Genomic DNA, 19829 nt, shown 5'->3' with positions numbered 1-19829 from the left:
TCAGGAAGCCGGACGCGTGGAGTGCAGCCCCAGGTGGAGGAGCACCGTACGGGCGATGTCGGTGACGGTCCCGGCGCCGCGGATCAGCTCCATCGGCGGGATGTCCACCCCGAACGCGTGCCGCATCGACAGCAGCAGCTGCGTGGCCATGAGCGAGTCCAGGCCGTACTCGTCCAGCCGCCGGTCGGGGGCGATGTCGGCGGCCGGGACGAGCAGGACCGCGGACAGCAGGGCGGTGATCTGCTCGACGACGTGCTCGTGCGCCTCGTCGCCGGTCATCGCGGCCAGCTCCGACAGCAGGTCGCCGGTGTCGGGGGCCTGATCGGCGCCGGGCGGCAGCACCGCCGACAGCCACGGCCGTCGCAGGCCGGGGAGCGTCTGCCGCAGCCTGGCCCAGTCGCAGCGGCCCACCACGGCCACGTCGGCCCCGTCGGCCAGCATGGCGTCCACGGCGGCGAGCGCCACGGCGGGGTCCACCGAGTCGATGCCGAACCGCTTCAGCGCCTCGGCCTGCGTGCCGTGCGCCAGCACGCCGGTGCCGGCGAGCGCGCCCAGGCAGACCGCGAGCGCGGGCAGGCCCCGGGCCCGCCGCCGTCGCGCCAGCGCCTCCAGGAACAGGTTCGCCGACACGTACGGCGACTGCCCGATGTTGCCGATCGTCGTCAGCGACGAGTACAGCACGAACGCCTCCAGCGGCAGGTCCGCGGTGAGCTCGTCCAGCACCAGCGCGCCCGCGACCTTGGGGCGCAGGACCGCCCGGATCCGGTCGTCGGAGAGATCGGCCAGCGCCGCGTCGTCGAGATGCATGGCGGCGTGCACGACGCCGCGCACGGGGTGGCCGGAAGCGTCCAGTTCGCGCAGGATGTCCCGCATGGCGTCGCGGTCGGCCACGTCGGCCGCGTGCGCGGTGGCCTCCGCGCCGAGGCCGCGCAGCTCCTCCAGCAGCGTGTCCGCGCCCGGCGTGTCCGCGCCGCGCCGGCTGACGAGCGCCAGCCGGCGCACCCCGCCCCGCGCCAGGTGCCGCGCCGTCTCCGCGCCGAACCCGCTCAGCCCGCCCGTGATCAGGTACGTGCCCGCAGCCGGACGCCGGGTGGGCCGGGACCGCACCGTGACAGGGTCACCGAGGGAGACGACGACCTTGCCGATGTGCCGGGAGTGCCGCATCAGCGCGAACGCGTCGGCCACCCGCTCGGCCGGGAACACCGTGTGCGGCAGCGGGCGCTGGTCGTGCACGTGCTGGAACGCCGCCGTCATCCGCTCGGCCATCAGCGCCGGGTCCTTCCACATGAGGGTGCCCACGTCCACGCCGAAGAACGCGAGGTTGTCGCCGAACGGCCGCAGCGCCACGTGCCTGCTCTCGTAGATGTCGCGCTTGCCCAGCTCGACGAACCTGCCGCCGTGCCGCAGGCACTCCAGGCCGCGGCTGATGGCCTCCCCGGCCAGGGAGTTGAGCACGACGTCCACGCCGCGGCCCCCGGTCAGCTCCCTGACCTGCTCGCCGAAGCGCAGGCTGCGCGAGTCCAGCACGTGAGCGGCGCCCAGCGCCCGCAGCAGGTCGCGCTTGGCCTCGCTGCCCGCCGTGGCGATCACCCGCGCGCCGGCGTGCCTGGCGTACTCCAGCGCGGCCAGGCCGACCCCGCCCGCGCCGCCGTGCACCAGCAGCGTCTCGCCGGGCCGGAGCCGCGCGCACCCGTGCAGCGAGTGGTAGGCGGTCGAGAACGCCATCGGCAGCGTGGCCGCCGCGGCGAAGGTGAGACTGTCGGGGATCCGGACGGCCGTCCACTCCTCGGCCACCGCGTGGCTGCCGAAGCCCACCGGGCCCGCGGCCATCACCCGGTCGCCGGGCCTCAGCCGGACGACGCCCGGCCCCACGGCGGTGACGGTGCCGGCGCACTCCAGGCCCAGCTCGTGGCCGCCGAAGACCGCCTCGACCGCTTCCGACGGGAGCAGGCCGACCGTGAACATGACGTCGCGGTAGTTCAGCCCGATCGCCCGTACCTCGATCAGCACCTGACCCGGCCCGGGCTCCGGGATCTCGGCCCGTTCCCAGCAGAGCTCGTACGACAGCCCCGGGTCACGCACCGCCAGCCGGTACGCCCCCCGGCGGCCGGCGGGGACGGACGGCGGCGCCGACCTCACCAGACGCGGCGTGAACCGGCCCCGGCGAGTGAGGAGGATCTCGTCGTCCTCCCCGGCCGCCACCAGCTCCGCCACCAGCCGCGCCGCGTCTCGCCGGACGTCCCCACCGCGATGCAGGCACACCCGCCGGGCGTCCAACTGCGGCTGCTCGTTCCCGAGCGACCGCACCGTCCCCCAGGTGGCGGCATCCTCGGGGTGAATGGTCTGTACGGGATCGGTGGCGTTTTCAGGGTGGACGGTCTCTACGGAGTTGGCGGTGTTTTCGGGGTCGGCGGTCTCTAGGGGGTTGACGGTGTTTTCGAGCTGGGCAGCGCTCTTCTGGCCGGCGGCTTCGCGGTGGGTGGCGTTCTCGGGGTGGGCGGTGTCGCCGGGCGGTCCGGGCTCCGGGAGCGCGCCGCACGGGCGGGTCACCAGCCACAGCCTCACCTGGACGTTGTGCGGCAGTTGCTCGCAGGCCAGGGCGATCGCGCGGAGCGCCGCGGCCCGCCGGGTGATCCGTTCGACGGCGTCCTCCGGGCCTGTGCCGCCGAGGACGACCGCGAACGTGACCGTATTCGCCGACAAGGCCCCGGCCGCCCACGCGGCGGGATCATCGGCGAGAGGCGCCACATTCGCCCGCCCACCCCGCTCCCGCAGCGACGAAGCGAGCTCGACGGCGAGCGGATCCCCGTCGTCCTCCGCAGCGACAACCCACACGCCGTCCGCACCGCCGTCGGCGATCCTCTCCGCCATGTGGTCGGGGGGAGAAGTGGCGAGGAGTACGGAGAAGTCGCCTGCTTCCGGGTCCTGTTCAGGGCCGGTCTGGATGATGTCGGCGTATCCGGCTTCCGCCAGCAGTTCCGGCCACCGCTGGGCGGACGGCAGCGCGCCGGGGCCCCAGAGTTCCGGTGTCAGCCCCAGGAACGGCAGCAGCGGTCCGGCCCGGTGCGGTCCCGCGACGAGCAGTTTGCCGCCCGGGGCGAGGAGCCGTCCCAGCCCGCGGAGGGCGCAGGGCAGGTCACGCGCGAGATGCAGGCACCCGGCCGCCACCACGAGGTCGAACCCGCCGGTCGGCCACCCCTGCCCGGCCGGGTCGGCGTCCAGGTCGAGCAGGCCGAACTCGGCGACGTCCACCCCGGACAGCCGCTGCCGCAACCGGGCCAGCACCGGCTCGGCCACGTCGGTCACCGTGTAGCGAACCCGGTCGACCGGCAGGATCGGCAGCAACGTCACTGTGGTGCCGCCCGTCCCCGCGCCCACCTCCAGGACCCGCAGCGGCCGGTCGGCCGGCCACCCCTTGACGACCTGCTCCACCAGCGCCCGCGCGAGCCGGTTCGCGAACAGGCTCGCCGGCCCCACGTCGTGGTACTGGTCCAGCAGCTCCCCGGCCCCGTCCGCGCCGAGCACGTCGCCGACCGCGACCTCCCCGGCCAGCACCTCGCGCAGCCGCAGCCCGGCCCGCACCGCCAGCGCCGTCTGCGCGGGGAACGCCGCCCCCGCCACGGCCAGCCCCCGCAGCGCTGTCGTGACCGGTGCGGGCGGGGCCAGGCGCACCCCCCGCTCGCCGCGGCGTTCCAGCACGCCGTGCCGTTCCAGCAGCGGCAGCGCCGCCCGGACCAGCGCACGGTGGTGCGGCTCCCGGCAGGCGGCGGCCAGATCGTCGACGGTCAGCTCGCCCTCGCCGGTCAAGGCCGCCAGCGCCGCGCCGAGCGTACGGGCGAACGTCTCTTCCAGCTTGGCCGCGTACTCCGGGTAGCGCAGCTCCCGCCAGGCCGAGCGCACCTCGTCCAGTCGCGCGGAAGCCCCGGCGAGTATGCCCGCCGGATCGGGCCCCGGCCAGGCGTCCGCCGGCTCCCCGGGCCGGGGCACCGCCCGTAGTTCGACGTGGTAGCGCTCGGTCCGCGTGGCGTGCAGGCCGGGCGTCCTGCGCAACCGGACCCCCTCCATCTCGGCCGCCACCCGGCCGTCGCCCCCGGTGACCGTGATGTCCCAGCACACCTCCTCGACAGAACTGGAACGTTCCCGTACATGCAGGAAACCTTCCGGGGCCGGTCTGCCCCAGAGCCGGACCGACCCGATCGCGGCAGGCATGTAGCCCGTGCCGCCCACCAGCGCGTCCACCAGCCACAGCACGCCCGCCTGCAGGGCGCTGTCGAACAGCACGGGATGCGCCTGGTAGCGCTCGTCCCGCTGGTCAGGGCACGTGTACGCGCCCAGCACCTCGCCCGGGGCCCGCCACAACCCCGTCAGCACCCGGAACGCCGGACCCCACACCATGCGCCCCTCGGCGGCCCGCGCGTAGTAGGCGGGCACGTCCACGGGCTCGGCGACGCGGGCGCGCAGCTCCGCCAGATCGAGCGGCGCCGGGGCCGGCCGCAGCAGCGGCCGGACCCGCGCCCGGAAGTGCTCGCGCGGATGCTGCCCGCGCCGCGTCGTGCTCGCCACCGTGATCGTGCCCGTCTCGGCGGACAGCGACGTCTGCGCGCAGACCGGCTCCGCGCCCGGCCCCGGCACCACCAGCGCGCGGGTGATGCTCACCCGGTCCACCTCGACCGCCTCGGCGGCGTCCGGGATCGCCTGCCGGCCCGCCGCCAGCGCCATCTCCACGTAGCCGGTCGCGGGCATCACGGCGGCCCCGCCCGCCCGGTGGTCGGTCACCCAGGGCACCCGGACCTGGTCGATCTCCCCGTACCAGGAAGGGTCGAGCGCGGGCAGCCGCTGGCCCAGCAACGGATGCGTGATCTCGGGGTCGCCGATCGTGCGCACCCAGGTCAGCGGGCCGCCCAGCCAGTGCCGCTGCCGCTGCCACGGATACGCGGGCAGCGACCGTACGAGGCCCGGCCGCGGGAAGTAGCGGTCCCAGTCGACGTCACCCCCGGCCGCGACGACCGCCGCCACCGCCGAGCCGACGGCGGCGCTCGCGGCGGTCTCCTCCACCGCGGCACGCCGCAGGGCCGGCACCACGGCGGCGCGGACGCGGGCGGCGGCCGCGACGCGGCGCAGGTACGACTGCAGCACCGGGTGCGGGCCCACCTCCACCAGCACGTCGGAACCGTCGGCGAGCACCCGCTCGACCGCCGCCGAGAAGCGCACGGGCCGCCGCACGTTGCGCCACCAGTACGTCGCGTCGAGCTCCTCGCCGGTCAGCGGCTCGCCGGTCACGGTCGACACCATGGGGATCCGCGTCCGCGACGGCCGCAGGTCGGCCAGCGCCGCCCGGAGCGGCTCGCGCGCCCCGTCCATGGCCGCGCTGTGGAACGGATAGTCCACGTCCAGCTCGCGGAAGAACACCTCGCGCGCCGCCAGATCCCCGCCCAGCCTTCCGAGCGCCGCCCGCGGCCCCGCGACCGTGACGTCGCGGTCGGAGTTGACCGCGGCCACCTCCACCCCGGGGTAACCGGCCAGGAGTTGCCGGGCCTCGGCTTCGGGCAGCCCGACCGCCGCCATCCGGCCCTGCCCGCGTGTCGCGGCCTGCGCCAGGCCGCGCTCGGCGATCACCTGCGCGGCCTGGGCGGGCGACAGCGCCCCGGCGACGTACGCGGCGGCCACCTCGCCGACACTGTGACCGAGCACCGCCCCCGCCCGCACGCCCGCCGCCTCCAGCATCCCGGCGAGCCCGGCCTGGACGGCGAAGAGCAGCGGCTGGGCCCGCTCGGTCGCCGACAGCCGCCACCGGTCCGCGGGCAGCGTCAGCTCCTCCAGCACCGACCAGCCCAGCCGGGTCGCCAGCTCGTCGTCCACGGCCTCGACGGCCTTACGGAAGGCAGGATCACTCAACAGGCCGGCGCCCATCCCGGCCCACTGCGAGCCGTTGCCGCAGAACACCAGCGCCACCCGGCCCCGCTCCACCGCCTCCCCGATCACCGGCGACGAACCGTATAGACCGGACAGGCTGCCCGCCGCCTCCGCCGCGGACGCGGCGAGCACCACGGCGCGGTGCCGGTGCAGGCCGCGCCGCCGGGTGGCGGTGTAGGCCACGTCGTAGAAGTCACCCTCGTCCACCGACGCCAGGTGCTCGGCCGCCCGCGCGACGGCCTCCGGCAGCGCGCCCGCGGCCCGGGCCGACACGACGACAGGCACCGGCGCGGCCCCCGCCGGCCGCGCCGGCGCCGCTCGGAGGGGCGGTGCGGCCACCGCCACGTGCACGTTCGCGCCCCCGAACCCGAACGAGTTCACCCCCACCACCGTCCGGCCGCCCGTCTCGGGCAGCGGGCGCGGCCGGGTGACGACGCTCAGCCCGAGCCCGTCGAAGTCGATGGCCGGGTTGAGCGTCGAGGCGTGCAGCGACGCCGGGATCGTCCCGTGCCGCAGCACCAGCAGCGCCTTGAACAGCCCCGGCATGCCCGAGGCCGGCTCCAGGTGCCCCAGGTTCGTCTTGACCGAGCCGATCGGCAGCGGGCCGCCCGACCGCGCCGTGCCCAGCGCCCGCCCCAGCGCCCCGCACTCGGCCGGGTCGCCCGCCTGGGTGCCGGTGCCGTGCGCCTCCACGTACGCGACCTCGTCCGGGCTGATCCCGGCCTCCCGATACACCTGCCGCAGCAGCGCCTCCTGCGCCTCGGTACGGGGCAGCGCCAGCCCCATCGTGCGGCCGTCGTTGTTGGCGGCGGCGCCCACGATGACACCGTGGATCCGGTCGCCGTCGGCGAGCGCCTCCTCCAGCCGTTTGAGCACGACCACGCCGCCGCCCTCCGACCGGACGAACCCGTCGGCGTCGGCCGAGAACGCCCGGCACCGCCCGGTCGGCGACAGCATCGACGCCTGGCTGAACCCGACGAACCCGGTCGGGCTCAGCAGCACGTTCACGCCCCCGGCCAGCGCCGTCCGCGTGGAGCCGTCGGCCAGCGCCCGGCAGGCGCGCTCCACCGCCTGCAGCGCCGACGAGCAGGCGGTGTCGATGCTCATGCTCGGCCCGCGCAGGTCGAAGGCGTACGAGAGCCGGTTGGCCGCGATCGACAACGCGCTGCCCGACATCGAATAGGGGCCGATCCCGCCGGGCTCCAGCGCCTGCAGCACCCCGTACGAAGGATCGGAGACGCCGACGAACACCCCCGTGTCGGTCCCCGCCAGGCGTGCCGGGTCGATGCCTGCGTCGTCGAGCGCCTCGGCGGCCATCTCCAGGAGCAGCCGCTGCTGCGGGTCCATCGAGGCCGCCTCCTTGGGCGAGATCCCGAAGTAGGCGGCGTCGAAGCCGGTGAGGTCGTCGAGGAAGCCGCCCGCCCGCGTGTAGCTGCGGTCGGGGCGCGGGAGGGACTCGTCGACGTACCGCTCGGCCTCGAACCGGTCCGGCGGCACGGTGCCGACCAGGTCGTCACCGCGCAGCAGGGCCTGCCACAGTCCGTCGAGGTCGCGGATGCCGCCGGGAAGCCGGCAGCCCACGCCCACGATCGCCACCGCTCGCCCCGGCCACGTCCGCTCGTTCCCGCCTGCGCTCATATGCCACCTTTCCTGTTCGTCGGCGACACCCATGGCATCACAGCCGTACGTGGTCGAACAGCGACTGTTCGTGTTCCTTGCTGGTAAGCGTCATGCCTCCTGTTAAGGGATGGTGTGGTGCGCCGCGGAAACGTAAGGAATGTTGCCGAGAGTAGTCAACATTATGCAAAGAGTCCCTATACTGGGCCCGCCGGTTCACTCGTTCCGGCTTCCCCGTCCCGCGCCCGAGCGAAGGTGAGCGCCATGTCAGCCGAGACGCGGCTCGGCCGCACGCGGTGGCGGCGCTTCGCCGCGGTGCTCGTCCCCGCGCTGGCGGCGGCCGCGATCCTCGTCGGCGTGACCGGCGAAGGGGGTGTCGCGGCGTCGTTCGCGCTGTCCGGCGAGCGGTTCAAGATCTCGGCCGACCGGCTCGTGGGCAAGGGATTCGCCCAGTACGGAGACGTGGCGTCGACCGCCGAGGGGCGGCGCCCGGTCCTCGTCTCGGTGATCGGCCGGGCGCGGATCACCGGCCTGTGCCAGTCGGCGCTCGTGCGCACCCCGGTCGGCCCGGTCACGTTCCTGGTCAGGGCGGGCGACGGGGAGCGGCCCGTGGAGGCCGCGAACCTCGTGATCGACCTCCACCAGCTCTCCGGCGACGTGACGTTCGGCGACATCGAGATCGGCCGCGACGCCGCCACCCTCGACGCCCCCGCCGGTCTGGGCGGCCGTCCGGGCGACATCGGCCAGCAGGCGGCCACCGTGCGCATCACCGGCCTGCGGCAGACCGCCTACGCCGTCAACGCCGGCACCTTCCGGCTCAACGGGCTGCGGCTCAGCTTCGAGCCCGGCGACCACGAGTGCTTCTGACCATGCCTGACACCCGATTCCGCCGGTGGCGGCGTACCCGTCCCTTCTGGGGCGGGCTGTGGGTGGCCGCCGGTGGGGCCGTCATCCTGCTGGCGCCGCTCGCGCCGCTCCCGCTCCTGGTCCGGCAGGGGGTCGCCGGGATCTCCGGCTATCTGGCGGGGCTGCTTCTCGTCGCGGCCGGCCTGCTGAGCTGGTGGCAGCACGGGCAGCGGGTGTTCCTCGGGGTCGCCGCCATCGCGCTGTCACTGGGCTCCTTCGTCACGTCCAACCTCGGCGGTCTCGGCCTCGGCATGCTCGCCGGGCTCACGGGTGGCGCGCTCCTGTGCGCCTGGAGCCCTGACGGCCGCCCCGCCCGCCGTGGGGAGGAACCGCTGCGCGCGATCGCGGCCGTCCCGGTGGCTCTCGTTCTCGCCCTGCCGGCCCCCCACCCCTCCGGGCCCGCCGATTCCGGGCTCGAAGCCGCGCGGCTCACCCTGTGGGGCGGCCGGTTCGAAGGAGTGGTGAGCCGGCCCGCCGGTCCCCGTCTCAAGCTGTCCATGTCCGCCGTCGAGATCGAGGACGGCCTGCACCGGACGCGTGGTTCCGGTGCGGCCGTCCACCAGCGGTTCTCCCGGCTGCGGCTGTCGGGCGGTGTCGTCATGTACGTGACCCGGCTGCGTGCCCGGGTCGGCGGCGTCGCCCTCACGTTCACTCCCGAGCTGCCGCCGCCCCCGCTGCCGCTGCCGTCCATGACCGTCACGGACGTCGAGGCCGACCGGCTCCTCGTCCGTGCGGCCCGCGCCCGGGTCGAAGGGCTGACGCAGCGGGTCAGCTGACTCCGGCCGCCGTCTTCTCGGGCCTGTCCTCCAGGGCGGGACTGTCGGCGAGCTTGAGCCACACCACCCCGGCGATGATCACGGCCAGCCAGAAGGCGCGCGCCGGGGTCAGCACCTCGTCGAAGAACACCGGGCCCAGGAGTGCCGCGCCGACGGCCCCGATGCCGGCCCAGACGGCGTAGCCGATGCCGACGTCGATGCCCTTCAGGGCGACGCTGAGGCAGAACAGGGTGAGAAGGAAGAACACGACGGCGATCACCGACCAGCCCAGATTGGTGAAGCCTTCGCTGCCGTTCACGGTGAGGGCGTAGCCGACCTCGAACACTCCTGCCAGGAGCAGGACGAGCCAGGAGACGGTCTTGCTGGGGGTCATGGGAGAAGTCCTTCCGGGTGTGGTGTTCGTGGGACGCGCGGAGGTCATGCGCCACCGCTGAGCTGCAGGCCGATGACACCGGCGATGACGACGACGATGCCCAGGAGCTTCTTCCAGGTCAGCTGCTGGCCGAGCAGCAGGGCGCCGACGATGACGATCCCGACCCCGGCGATCGACGTCCACAGGGCGTAGCCGACGCCGACGTCGAAGGTCAGCAGCGCGAGGCTGAGGAAGAACGTGGCGATCCCGCCGGTGACGAGCGTGGCGACGGTCCACCACAGGTCGGTGAATCCCTTCGCGTTGCTCGCGCTGATCGCGACCGCGATCTCGAAGACGATGGCGATCGCCAGATAGAGCCAGCTCATGATGTTCCTTATCTCTCTGCATGTACATACATATTTATACGCGTGCGCATCTCACCGCGCCGGGCGCCGTCGCTCACGGGGTGACGACGTCCGCGATCTGTCGTAGTGCGGTGCCGAGCAGGCGGACGTCCACGTGGGGCGCCTCCGCCGACGCGCTGGCCAGGAGTTCGCCGATGCGCTCGTCATAGGACGCCCGCACCTCACGCGCGAGCGCCTCACCTTCCGGGGTGAGGACCGCATAGACCCCGCGGCCGTCGTCGGCGCAGACATCGCGCCGCGCGACGCCCTTGCTCTCCAGCCGGCTGACCAGCCGGGTGGCCGAGCTCTGGTTCAGGCCGATCTTCTGCGCGAGATCGTTGACCCGCAGCTCCTTGTCCGGCGCCTGCGTCAGATGGGCCAGCGCCCGATACTCCGTCAGCCCGATCCGATGCACATCCACGAGCCACTTGCCCAGAGCCGTGTCGATCGCGGACGTGAACGCCGCGACCTGGGACCACTGCGACCCGAGACCATCTATCTGCATGTGCATGCACTTACCGTAGCGCGACACCTGGCGCCGGCGCAAGCCGCGTGTCCCCCGTGCGAGCTACCGGCGGATGTCCACTGAGCGGTGACGATTCCGGGGCCGGCGTTGCGGTGTCCGGCCGCTTCCCGCTCCACTTGCATCGCAGAGGCATCCGTGCTGACCGCGCTCTGCGCCACTGTGGTCGGTGCGGGGCTCGCCGGCCGCGACAGCGACACGGTGGAGAACCGGGACCCGTTCGCCCCCGCCACCCAGACCGGCCCGCTCTCCGGAACCCGGAAGATCGAGGTCGCGGGCCGGTCGGTGTCCTGTTCGGAGGGCCCGCGAGCTGTGCGCCCAGAACCTAGCGGTGTTCCAGGGCCAGAACCCGGAGAAGCTCGTCATCCCCGACGGGAAAGTCCGTCCAGCAGGGGTGGAGGTGATCGAGCACGGTCAGCCGTACTTCGCGGCCGTCCCCGAGTACGGGCCGCGCCTGGAGAAGGCGTGGGTCGCCGGACAACGCGAGTGGCTCACGCTGTCCGGCGACAGCAAGCTGACCACGGCCGAGAAGAGCCGACACCACATCTATGCCGACCGGCCTGATATCGCTGTACGGGCGATCGAGCGCGTCCCCTCCCCGGCCGCACGCGCGGCGAGCGGCGGGTGACCGCCACCCAGGGCCGCCACCCAGGGCCGCCACCCAGGGCCGCCACCCAGGGCCGCCACCCAGGGCCGCCACCCAGGGCCGCGGCTCAGGACCGCGGCTCAGGACCGCCTCCTAGGACCGCCTCCTAGGACCGCCACCTAGGAGCGTCGCTCAGGGCCGTCGTCCAGGGCCGCCACCTAGGGCCGCCGCCCAGGAGCGCCGTTCAGGCCGCTCGCGGCGTGGCGTACTACGGGTGTTCGTTCGTCCAGCCCGTCTCCAGGATGGTGTGGGTGCTCCACACCGTTCCCGGCTCCAGTCCGGCCTGGAGGCCGCCCGGTTTGACGACCACGCTTTCGCGCGCCAGCGCGCGGCCGGACTTCTCGTCGATGATCAGCCGGACCTGCACCACGCCCTTGGCGGTGTCACCGGGCTTGCGCTGGGAGATGTCCGCGATGGCGATCGCGGTGCCCGGGCGCCCGGCGGCGTCGGTGACCTGGCCGAGTGAGGTGACCGACGGCAGGTCCGCCAGCATCCGGAAGGCCGCCGCGAGCACCTCCGGGCTCACCGGCATGTCGGTGATCAACCCTTCGGTCACCCGGAACAGCCAGGCGTCCTCCGCCATCGGAGCGCCGGACTCGGTGTCCTTGCCCTCGTAGAAACGGAGCAGGTCAGCCTTGAGCGCCGCCGGATCGGTCGGCAGGCTCCGCAGGTCGGCCATGGTGACATTGCGGCCGAGCCAGAAGATCTCCTGGCCCCGCGTGTGACCGGTGCGCGGCCGCTCCGCGCTCTCCTGGATCGAGATCCGCTTGCGCCCCGCGAAGGTCAGCTCTCGCGGTGATCCCGCCTTCTCCCAGGCGGCCCGGTCGGCGTCGGTCGCGGGCTTGACGCCCAGGGCGCGGGTGGAGCCCCACTGTTCGTCCGCGCCCACCCAGCTCTCGCTCTCCTGCTCTATGGAGATCACGAAGCCTTCGTTGACCGGATGGAGACTGCGGGAGCGGCTGGAGACGTGCCAGTAGTCTCCGGCGGCGGCGGGCCGGCGCTCCGCGCTGGTCGCGGCCACGAGCAGCACCTCCCTCGCCGACAGCGTAACCGGCTGCGCCGCGACGTCCGGCGCTCCCGGCGACACGACCGGGGCCGAACCGGCGGCCAGCGCGACCGCGGTCACGGCGGCCGCCGCCGCGCCCGCCAGGCCAAGGCCCAGGCCCCAGGTCAGCGACTTCCTGCCGCGGCGCGGCACCCGCGTGGGCTGGGCGAAGGCGTGGGCCAGTTCGGCCTGCCGGGTGTGCGGGTCCACCGGCCCGCCGGTCAGGTGGGCCGGGCGGGCGGCACGCAGCTCTTCCATCGGGTTCACGACAACTCCTCGACGAGCCGGGGCTGGGACAGCATGGGGGATTCGAGCTCGGCACGCAGGCGTTTTCTCGCCCGGTGCAGCCGGACCCGGAAGGCGGGCACCGAGCAGCCGAGCACCTTGGCGGCGTCTTTCGGACTCAGGCCCTGCCAGGCGACGAGAATGAGGATCTCGCGTTCGTCCTGGCTGAGTCTGGCCATGGCCTTGAGCACGCCCAGGCGTTCGGCCACGTGGTCGGCCACGTCGGCGGTGATCCACGCGCGCATCTCGCGCTGGATCCCCTCACGCCTGGCCTCGGCCCTGATGGTGTCGCGGAGCACGTTGCGCGCCACACCCAGCAGCCATGGCAGGGCGTTCCGCGGCATCTGGTCGAACTTGCGCCAGGCGATGGCGAACGTCTCGCTCACCACCTCGTCGGCCACCTGCCGGCCGGCGCGGCTGACCACGTAGGCCCACACGCGTTGTCGGCATTCGTCGTAGATGGTGGTGAAGCGCTCTCGATCGCTCGTCACCGCCCCAACCCCTCACGTGTCCCGGAACTGTTCACAGGAGGAAGTGGTCCGAGACCATCAGAAATTACAGCCGGCCGGCGATCCCGTCAGACCCGGCCCTGGGCACCTTGGACGCGTGACAGTGGTTCGCAAGGAGGCCAGTGTGAGATATGGGTCATCTCGACACCCCTGAAGCGGAGTATCGGTGCATCAAAGCATGACATGTCCGGACTGTGGGGCACCGCTGCCCGGCTCCGGTCCCGGTTCCGGCTCCGGTTCCGGTTCCGGGTCCGGTTCCGGTTCCGGTTCCGGGTCCGGTTCCGGTTCCGGGTCCTGGTCCGCGTCCGGCTCCGGGCCCCAGAAGCCGGTGTCCAGGTGCCCGAGGTGCGGCCTGACCCTTCAGGGACCCGCCGCGTACGAGCTCTGGCAGGTGGACCAGGCTCTCGCCGGGCTGCAGGACCAGCAGGCGCAGCTGCGGGCCCGCCGCACGGACCTGCTCGGCATCCTCCGCACCGGCGCAGGCAAAGGCACTGGCACCGGCACCGGCACCGGCACTGGCACCGGCACTGGCACCGGCACCGGCACAGGCACCGGCACAGGCACCGGCACAGGCACCGGCACAGGCACCGGCACAGGCACAGGCACCGGCACCGGCACCGGCACCGGCACAGGTGCAGGTGCAGGTGCAGGCGCTGATGCTGGCGTGGCGGGTCAGGCCGTCGGGGACGCGGCGCCGCCGGCGTACGGCGGCGCGCCGCATGCTGGCGTGCTCCCGCCGCACGGCGGCACGCCGTACGTCGGAGTGCTCCCGCCGCACGCTGGCGCGCCGCACGCTGGCGTGGTCCCGCCGTACGGTGGTGTGCCGCATGCTGGTGTGGTCCCGCCGTACGGCGGTGCGCCGCGCGCTGGTGTGGTGTCGCCGTATCCGGCGGTGGGTTACGCGGGCGGGGGGCCTGGTGCTGCGCCGCGGGAGGTCTCGCAGGCTGCTGCGAAGAACGTGCTGCTCATTCTCGGAGGGCTGCTGCTGACGGTGGCGGCGGTGGTGTTCACCGTGGTGAGCTGGGGGTGGCTGGGGATCGGCGGGCGCGCGGCCGTGCTGGCCGGGTTCACCGCGTTGGTCATGGTCGCGCCGGTCGTGCTGATGCGGCGCGGGCTCACCGCGACGGCCGAGACCGTGGCCGGGTTCGCGGTCGCGCTGCTGCTGCTCGACGGGTACGCGGCCAGACAGGCGGGATTCCTCGGGGCCGGCGCCCTCGACGCGTCGCATTACACGGCGGGGGTGCTCGGGGGCACCGCGCTCATCCTGGTGGCCTACGCCCGGGTCACCCGGCTGACTGGGCCGGGCCCGCGGAGCGGGGTGGCCTACGCGCGGGTCACGCGGCTTCGCGGGCCCGGTCCGGTTGCCGTGGTGCTGGCGCAGCCGGTGCTGCCGCTGCTGGCCGGGAGCCTGCCGGGGACCTGGCTGGTCGCCGCGCTGGTGGCCACCGCGGCGTTGGACGCGGCCCTGGTCCGTCACGTCCGGGGAGCGGTGCGGGTGACGGCCGCCCTGGTCGGCAGCGGGGTCGCCGCGGTCGCCCTGCTGGGTGGTACGACGTACGCGTTGGGGGCTCCGTCCGTCGGTCAGGCCCTGGTGAGGGTGGTGCCGCTGGTTGCGCTGGCTCTGCTGGGCGGGTTCGTGATCTGGCTGCTGGCCAGGCAGGGCGACGACGAGGGGGAGACCTGGGCCGCCGTGGTCACCGCCGGGACCGCGCTCACGCTGATCGCCGTGGTGGCCGCGCCCGCGCAGGCGGCGCTGGCCGGTCCGGGCGCGGGCTGGCGCTCCCTGGCCTATCTCGTGTCGGCGCTCGCGGTGGTGCTCGCCGCCACGTGGCTGCCCTGGCGGAGGGTACGGCTCGCGGGCATGACCACCGGTTGGCTGGTGGCGTTGCTGGTCACGCTGACGCTGCTGCCCCGGCTCGTGGTCACCCTGGGGTCGCCGCTCCCGTGGCTGGACGTGTTCTGGACGGGCACGTGGAGCGGGCCGCAGTGGCAGCCGTTCGCGACGGCGTCGCCTGCGGACGTGGTGGTGCTGGGCACGGTGGCCGCCGCCCTCCTGGTGGCGGCTGTGTGGGGCGCTGGCGGGCGGCCGGTGATGGAGGTGCTTCCCGGCACTGCTGGGCGGGCGGTGCCTCGTGGCGAAAGCGAGGGCGAGGGCGAGGGCGAAGGCAAGGGCGAAGGCGAAAGCGAGGGCAAGGGCGAGGGCGAAGGCGAAGGCAAGGGCGAAGGCGAAGGCAAGGGCGAAGGCGAAGGCAAGGGCAAAAGCGAAAGCGAGGGCGAGGGCAAGGGCGAAGGCGAGGGTAGGGGCGGGGGCAAGTGGCCGGTGCGGGTGGCGGCGTGTGGGGCGCTCGTGGTCGGGGCGCTCATGGTCGCCGTCGCGCCCCAGGCCTTCGCGATGGCCTACCCGGCCGTGGTGGCGGTCCAGGTGGCGCTGGCCGTCGCGCTGGCGGCCGCCGCCACGCTGGGCCGGGCGCCGTGGTGGGCCGGGGCGTGCGCGCTCGTCGCCGGGGCGGCCTCGACGCGGGCGGCGGCGTACGCGTTCGGCAGCGAGCCGGCGACGCTGATCGTGCTGCCGGTCCTGGCGTCGGCGGCCGCCGCCATGGCGCTGCTGGCCAGGACGAAGGAGCTCCGGGTCTGGGCGCCGGCCTTCGCCGCGCTGTTCCTCGGGCTGGAGGCGGTGGCGGCGGGGCTCTCGCTGGGCGTGCGCGTCCTGGTCGCCGCGAGCATGGGATTCGCCGTGGCCGGAGTGCTGGCGCTGCTCTGGTCGCTGCGGGCGGGCCAGGGCGGCGCGCGCGGTCTCAGATACACCGGCGCCGTCCTGCTGTTGCTGGCCTCGTGGCTGCGGCTGGGGGCGGACGAGGTCACCGTCGTCGAGGCGTACACGGTGCCGTGCTCGCTGGTCCTGCTGGGATCCGGCGGGTGGCGGCGGCGTGGCGCACCGGTCGGGTCCTGGGCGGCGTACGGCGCGGGCCTCTCCTTCACGATGCTGCCCAGCCTGGTCGCGGTCTACGCGGACGCCGAATGGCGGCGGTCGCTGGGCCTCGGCGTGGTGGCGCTCGTGGTGCTGGTCGCCGGGGCCAGGTTCCGGTTGCAGGCGCCCACGGTGATCGGAGCCGTCGTGCTCGCCGGTGTCGCGGTGCGGGAGCTGGCCCCGTACGTGTCGGAGATGCTCCTCGTGGTGCCGCGCTGGGCTCCGATCGCCGTGGGCGGGCTGCTGCTCGTGGTGGTCGGGGCGACGTACGAGGCCCGCATGCGGGACCTGCGCAAGGTGCGTGACACCTTGACAGCGATGGACTGACCTACCCGTGCCGCTTGGTGAACGGCAGGACGAGCCGGGACGGGTGGGCCGCGTCGCGGTAGATCTTGTGCGTGACGGGACGGCCCACCGGCAGGTGGAACGCGTCCGGCGGCAGCAGCGCGTTGTGCGCGTCGGCCAGTGGTTCGTCGTTGGACAGCTCCACCAGCAGCCGGTGGCCGGGGCGGAACGTCGCCGCGAACGGGTAGAGCCGCAGGACGTACTCCTCGATCTCGCCGGGCTTCACGGGCACGGCGCGGGTGTGCGGGTGGTACGGGTTGCCCTCGGTGGTCCGGTCGTCCAGCTCACGGTGCGACGCCTTGAGGAAGCCCGTGGTGATCAGCTGACGGCGGCCGTCCGGGGCGACGTCCCACAGCCGCATGATGAAGTTCGTGTCATCCTGGTCGATCTCGGCGAACAGGTGCGCCGCGCCGGTGCCGATGAGCTCCACGGGCTCCTCGAACGGCTCGGTGCTCCAGCTGACGATCTCCACCTTGTCGGTCACCGTGAGGGGCGCCTGGTAGAAGCCGTCCGGGGCGGCGTGCTCGACGCCCATCAGCTCGGGCTCGGGGGAGAGCTTGTGGCGCGGGCGCAGGTAGAGCGGCCTGTAGTCGATCTCCTTCGGCGGCCACTGCGCCGCGGTGACCACCTCGCGCGAGCCCTCCACGAAGACGCTCACGGCGGGTTCGTCCATGATGCCGTTGTCGATGCCCTTGAGCCAGTAGTCGTACCAGCGGAACATCTTGTCGTGCTCCTCGATCCAGGGGCGCGACTGCATCGGCGGGTAGGAGCCGATGTCGAGCTTCTTGGGGCCCTTCAGCACGTCGAAAAGCTCGATGTGGCCGTCGACGGTCCAGCCGCGTCCCTGGTCGATCTGCAGGTAGACCGGGATGTCGATGTTCTCGGCCAGCTTGACGGGGTTGCGCTCCTCGTACCACTCGCCGTCGAGGTCGTTCATCACGATGTCGAACCAGAACTCGCGGTTCTTCGGGTACCTCAGCACGTGCACGAGGTTCGGCCACGCGGCGACGTCCGGGTCCCGCAGACGCTCTTCGACGAGCTTCCTGAGCTCCTCGGGGGAGTGGACCTCCTGCATGCGGGACCGTACGTCGGTGTGGGCGATGCCGGAGTCGCCGCCGCGTCCCTCGCGGGCGGCCCGGGGCATGAACCACATGATGCCGCCGTGGTAGGTGGTCTCGTAGAAGTCGAAGTGGCCGCCGCTGACGAAGATCGCCTTCAGGTGCGGCGGGCGCTCGGCCGCGGCGTACACCTGCATCGACCCGAAGTACGAGATGCCGATCATGCCGACGTTCCCGTCGCACCACGGCTGCGCGGCGACCCACTCGACGACGTCGTACAGGTCCTGGCCCTGGGGGACGCCGCCGGCGTTGTAGTTGCCGATCATCACGCCGCCGGAGTCGCCGGTGCCGCGCATGTCGCCGATGACGTGGACGTAGTCCTCCTTGACGACGCGCGCGATGTCGCCGGCCTCGATGCAGCCGTCCCACATCGGGCTGGGGCGGCGCTGCGGCGGCGTGGTGAGCGCGAGGGCCTGCAGCTCCTTGCCGTAGGCGCTCATCGCGATCAGGGCAGGGCGCGGCCGGTCCTCCGTGCCGTGGTAGGCGTCCGCGGCGAGGGTGACCCCGTCGCGCATCGGCACCCGCAGGTCCTTGCGTACGGCGATCGCCTGCCCGCCTGCGTGGATCGTCTGGAAGTCAGCCATGAGGTTTTCCTAGTTCTGGTCGAGGTGCGTGCGGTAGCCGTGCATCGACGTGAAGAACGGCGACGGCTCCAGCGCCGGGTCGCCGGTGTAGCCGAGGCTCTCGGCGACGGGCGCGAACGGCGAGTACGGCGAGTCCGTCTCCCGCGGGCCGTCCAGGAGGCAGCGGCGGGCCGCCTCACCCACCCGCGCCTCGATGTCCAGGCTCTGCTGGAGCGCCTCGCGGGCCTGCCCTGCGTCGAGCTCGACGCCGTACGGGGTGCCGTCCGCGCGCCGGTACGGGTGACCGAGGTAGAGGTGGCGCGGCCGGATCTCGTCGCGCAGGAAGCGCAGGCTCTCGCGGTACGCGGCCGGGTCCGTGAAGCCGGGGAAGCCGTTGGCGGCCCCGTGAACCTGGACGGCGTCGCCGACGAACACCCGGCCGCCGGCCTCGTAGGCCACCGATCCGGGCGTGTGGCCGGGGATCGCGTGGACGGAGACGGTGACGTCGCCGCCGAGCGAAAGGGTCTCGCCGCCCTGGACCAGCACGTGCGGCTCCAGTTCGCCGGAGATGACCGCGTCCGCGGCGGCCGTCACCTTGGCCTCGCCCTCCGGGTCGTTCAGGTAGCGGCCCCGGCCCCGGAGGTACTCGTCCACGTGCGCCCGGCGCGAGCGCAGCATCGGGGCGTCGGCCTCGTGGATGACCACCCGCGCGCGGCGGCCGGTCAGCTCCCACAGGGCGTGGGCGCCGCCGACGTGGTCGATGTGCCCGTGGGTCAGCAGGATCCAGCGCACGTCCTCGATGCGCCGCCCGATGGCCGCCAGCGCGGGGGCCATGCCCTCGGCGGGCGAGGAGGCGATCCCCGTGTCGACGACGGCCGGTTCGGGCGCGTCGAGGAAGAAGCTGTACAGCCCGAACCGGCCCCACGGCGAGACCAGGGGATGGACGTTCATGACGTGCCCCTCAGGAAGGCGGCCGTCTCCTCGAAGACCCGGTGGTACTCCGGGATCCAGGAGAAATGCTGGACGAATCCGTGGCCGGCGCCCGGATAGCGGCTCACCGTCGCCGCCACGCCTGCCTCCTTGAGCCGCCGGCCGTAGAGCTCGCCCTCGTCGCGCATCGGGTCGTACTCCGCGGTCACGATCAGCGCGGGCGGCAGCCCGGTGAGGTCGGCCCGCTTGATCGGCGAGACCCGCGGATCGGCGGGGTCGGCGCCGCTGTCGAGGTAGAAGGCGTTGAACGGCTTCAGCCCTGCCGTCTCCAGGCCGTAGCCGACGGCGTTCTCGCGCAGCGAGGCGTAGCGGTCCACGTCGAAGTCGAGATCGAGCGACGGGTAGAACATCACCTGGTGGGTGATCCGGTCGAAGCCGTCGTCGCGCGCCAGACCGGCGACCGCGGCGGCGAACGTGCCGCCGGAGCTGTCACCGGCGACGGCCAGCGTCGCTCCCTCCCGGCCGAGGTTCCCGGCCGCCCAGCGGACCGCGGCGTAGCAGTCGTCGAGCCCGGCGGGGAAGGCGTGCTCGGGCGCTCGCCGGTAGCCGACGGAGACGACCTTGAGCCCGGTCTCCTTCGCCAGCGACCTTGCGACGTGGTCGTGGGTGTCCAGGCTGCCGAGGAAGAACGCGCCGCCGTGGAAATAAACGAGCAGGCCGTACGCGTCCGCCTCGTGCGGTGTGTAGACCCGTACCGGGACCTGTCCAGCGGTGAGGTCCTCGACGGAGTGGAGCGGCAGCCGGTCGGCCAGGGGCGGGACCTGGGCCTCCTCGGCGGCGCGCATCGCCGCAGGGTCCAGCGGGCCGGGAGGCGGCGCCGGCAGGCCGGCGAGGACGCGGGCGATGTCAGGGTGCAGTGGCATGTCAGA

The 19829-nt window shown here is 73.6% G+C and carries 13 protein-coding genes; 4 read left to right on the top strand and 9 right to left on the bottom strand.

The window, feature by feature from the left end; genetic code table 11:
• Positions 1-7551 (bottom strand): SDR family NAD(P)-dependent oxidoreductase, encoded by a 7551-nt coding sequence (locus ACIBF7_RS00535; protein ID WP_397195997.1) that lies wholly within the window; start codon positions 7549-7551, stop codon positions 1-3.
• A gap of 243 nt (positions 7552-7794) precedes the next feature.
• Here ACIBF7_RS00535 and ACIBF7_RS00530 point away from each other — a divergent pair, with 243 nt between their 5' ends.
• Both ACIBF7_RS00530 and ACIBF7_RS00525 read left to right on the top strand, forming a co-directional pair.
• The gene (locus tag ACIBF7_RS00530) at positions 7795-8397 is read left to right on the top strand and encodes a DUF6230 family protein (protein ID WP_148035249.1); all 603 of its coding nucleotides are present in this window, start codon (positions 7795-7797) and stop codon (positions 8395-8397) included.
• 2 nt (positions 8398-8399) lie between these two features.
• Positions 8400-9212: a DUF6114 domain-containing protein gene (locus ACIBF7_RS00525; protein WP_397195996.1), complete on the top strand. Its 813-nt coding sequence runs from the start codon at positions 8400-8402 to the stop codon at positions 9210-9212.
• On the opposite strand, the gene ACIBF7_RS00520 is transcribed toward ACIBF7_RS00525, so the two are convergent.
• From ACIBF7_RS00520 to ACIBF7_RS00510, 3 genes are all read right to left on the bottom strand, one after another.
• A complete protein-coding gene (locus tag ACIBF7_RS00520; protein WP_397195994.1) occupies positions 9205-9585 on the bottom strand; it encodes a DMT family transporter in 381 nt (126 codons plus the stop codon). The genes ACIBF7_RS00525 and ACIBF7_RS00520 overlap by 8 nt on opposite strands.
• A 44-nt stretch (positions 9586-9629) precedes the next feature.
• Positions 9630-9950, bottom strand: a complete 321-nt coding sequence (locus tag ACIBF7_RS00515) for a multidrug efflux SMR transporter (RefSeq protein WP_148035246.1) — start codon at positions 9948-9950, stop codon at positions 9630-9632.
• Between the two features lie 73 nt (positions 9951-10023).
• Positions 10024-10479 (bottom strand): MarR family winged helix-turn-helix transcriptional regulator, encoded by a 456-nt coding sequence (locus ACIBF7_RS00510; RefSeq protein ID WP_246640452.1) that lies wholly within the window; start codon positions 10477-10479, stop codon positions 10024-10026.
• A gap of 343 nt (positions 10480-10822) precedes the next feature.
• Between ACIBF7_RS00510 and ACIBF7_RS00505 the strand changes: the two genes are divergently transcribed.
• Complete coding sequence (locus ACIBF7_RS00505; RefSeq protein WP_397195993.1) at positions 10823-11119, top strand: hypothetical protein; 297 nt, start codon at positions 10823-10825, stop codon at positions 11117-11119.
• 226 nt (positions 11120-11345) lie between these two features.
• On the opposite strand, the gene ACIBF7_RS00500 is transcribed toward ACIBF7_RS00505, so the two are convergent.
• Entirely contained in the window at positions 11346-12440 is a 1095-nt protein-coding gene (locus tag ACIBF7_RS00500) for a CU044_5270 family protein (RefSeq protein ID WP_397196700.1), read from the bottom strand.
• 5 nt (positions 12441-12445) lie between these two features.
• Positions 12446-12958, bottom strand: a complete 513-nt coding sequence (locus ACIBF7_RS00495; RefSeq protein WP_397195992.1) for an RNA polymerase sigma factor — start codon at positions 12956-12958, stop codon at positions 12446-12448.
• 346 nt (positions 12959-13304) lie between these two features.
• Here ACIBF7_RS00495 and ACIBF7_RS00490 point away from each other — a divergent pair, with 346 nt between their 5' ends.
• The gene (locus ACIBF7_RS00490; RefSeq protein WP_397195990.1) at positions 13305-16271 is read left to right on the top strand and encodes an SCO7613 C-terminal domain-containing membrane protein; all 2967 of its coding nucleotides are present in this window, start codon (positions 13305-13307) and stop codon (positions 16269-16271) included.
• A 1-nt stretch (position 16272) separates the two neighbouring features.
• Here ACIBF7_RS00490 and ACIBF7_RS00485 read toward each other — a convergent pair whose 3' ends face one another.
• Genes ACIBF7_RS00485 through ACIBF7_RS00475 form a run of 3 tightly spaced genes read right to left on the bottom strand, consistent with a single transcriptional unit; the run spans position 16273 to position 19823 of the window.
• Positions 16273-17991, bottom strand: coding sequence for a CocE/NonD family hydrolase (locus tag ACIBF7_RS00485; RefSeq protein WP_397195988.1), 1719 nt, complete (start codon positions 17989-17991; stop codon positions 16273-16275).
• Between the two features lie 9 nt (positions 17992-18000).
• Complete coding sequence (locus ACIBF7_RS00480; RefSeq protein WP_397195986.1) at positions 18001-18921, bottom strand: MBL fold metallo-hydrolase; 921 nt, start codon at positions 18919-18921, stop codon at positions 18001-18003.
• The gene (locus tag ACIBF7_RS00475) at positions 18918-19823 is read right to left on the bottom strand and encodes an alpha/beta hydrolase (RefSeq protein ID WP_397195985.1); all 906 of its coding nucleotides are present in this window, start codon (positions 19821-19823) and stop codon (positions 18918-18920) included. Before ACIBF7_RS00475 ends, ACIBF7_RS00480 begins: the two co-directional genes overlap by 4 nt.
• Positions 19824-19829 lie beyond the last annotated feature (6 nt).

The organism is Nonomuraea sp. NPDC050478 (assembly GCF_044458265.1).
GTDB lineage: Bacteria > Actinomycetota > Actinomycetes > Streptosporangiales > Streptosporangiaceae > Nonomuraea > Nonomuraea ferruginea.
Note: the sequence above shows the minus strand (reverse complement) of the source record. Positions and strands in the feature narration are given on the sequence as shown.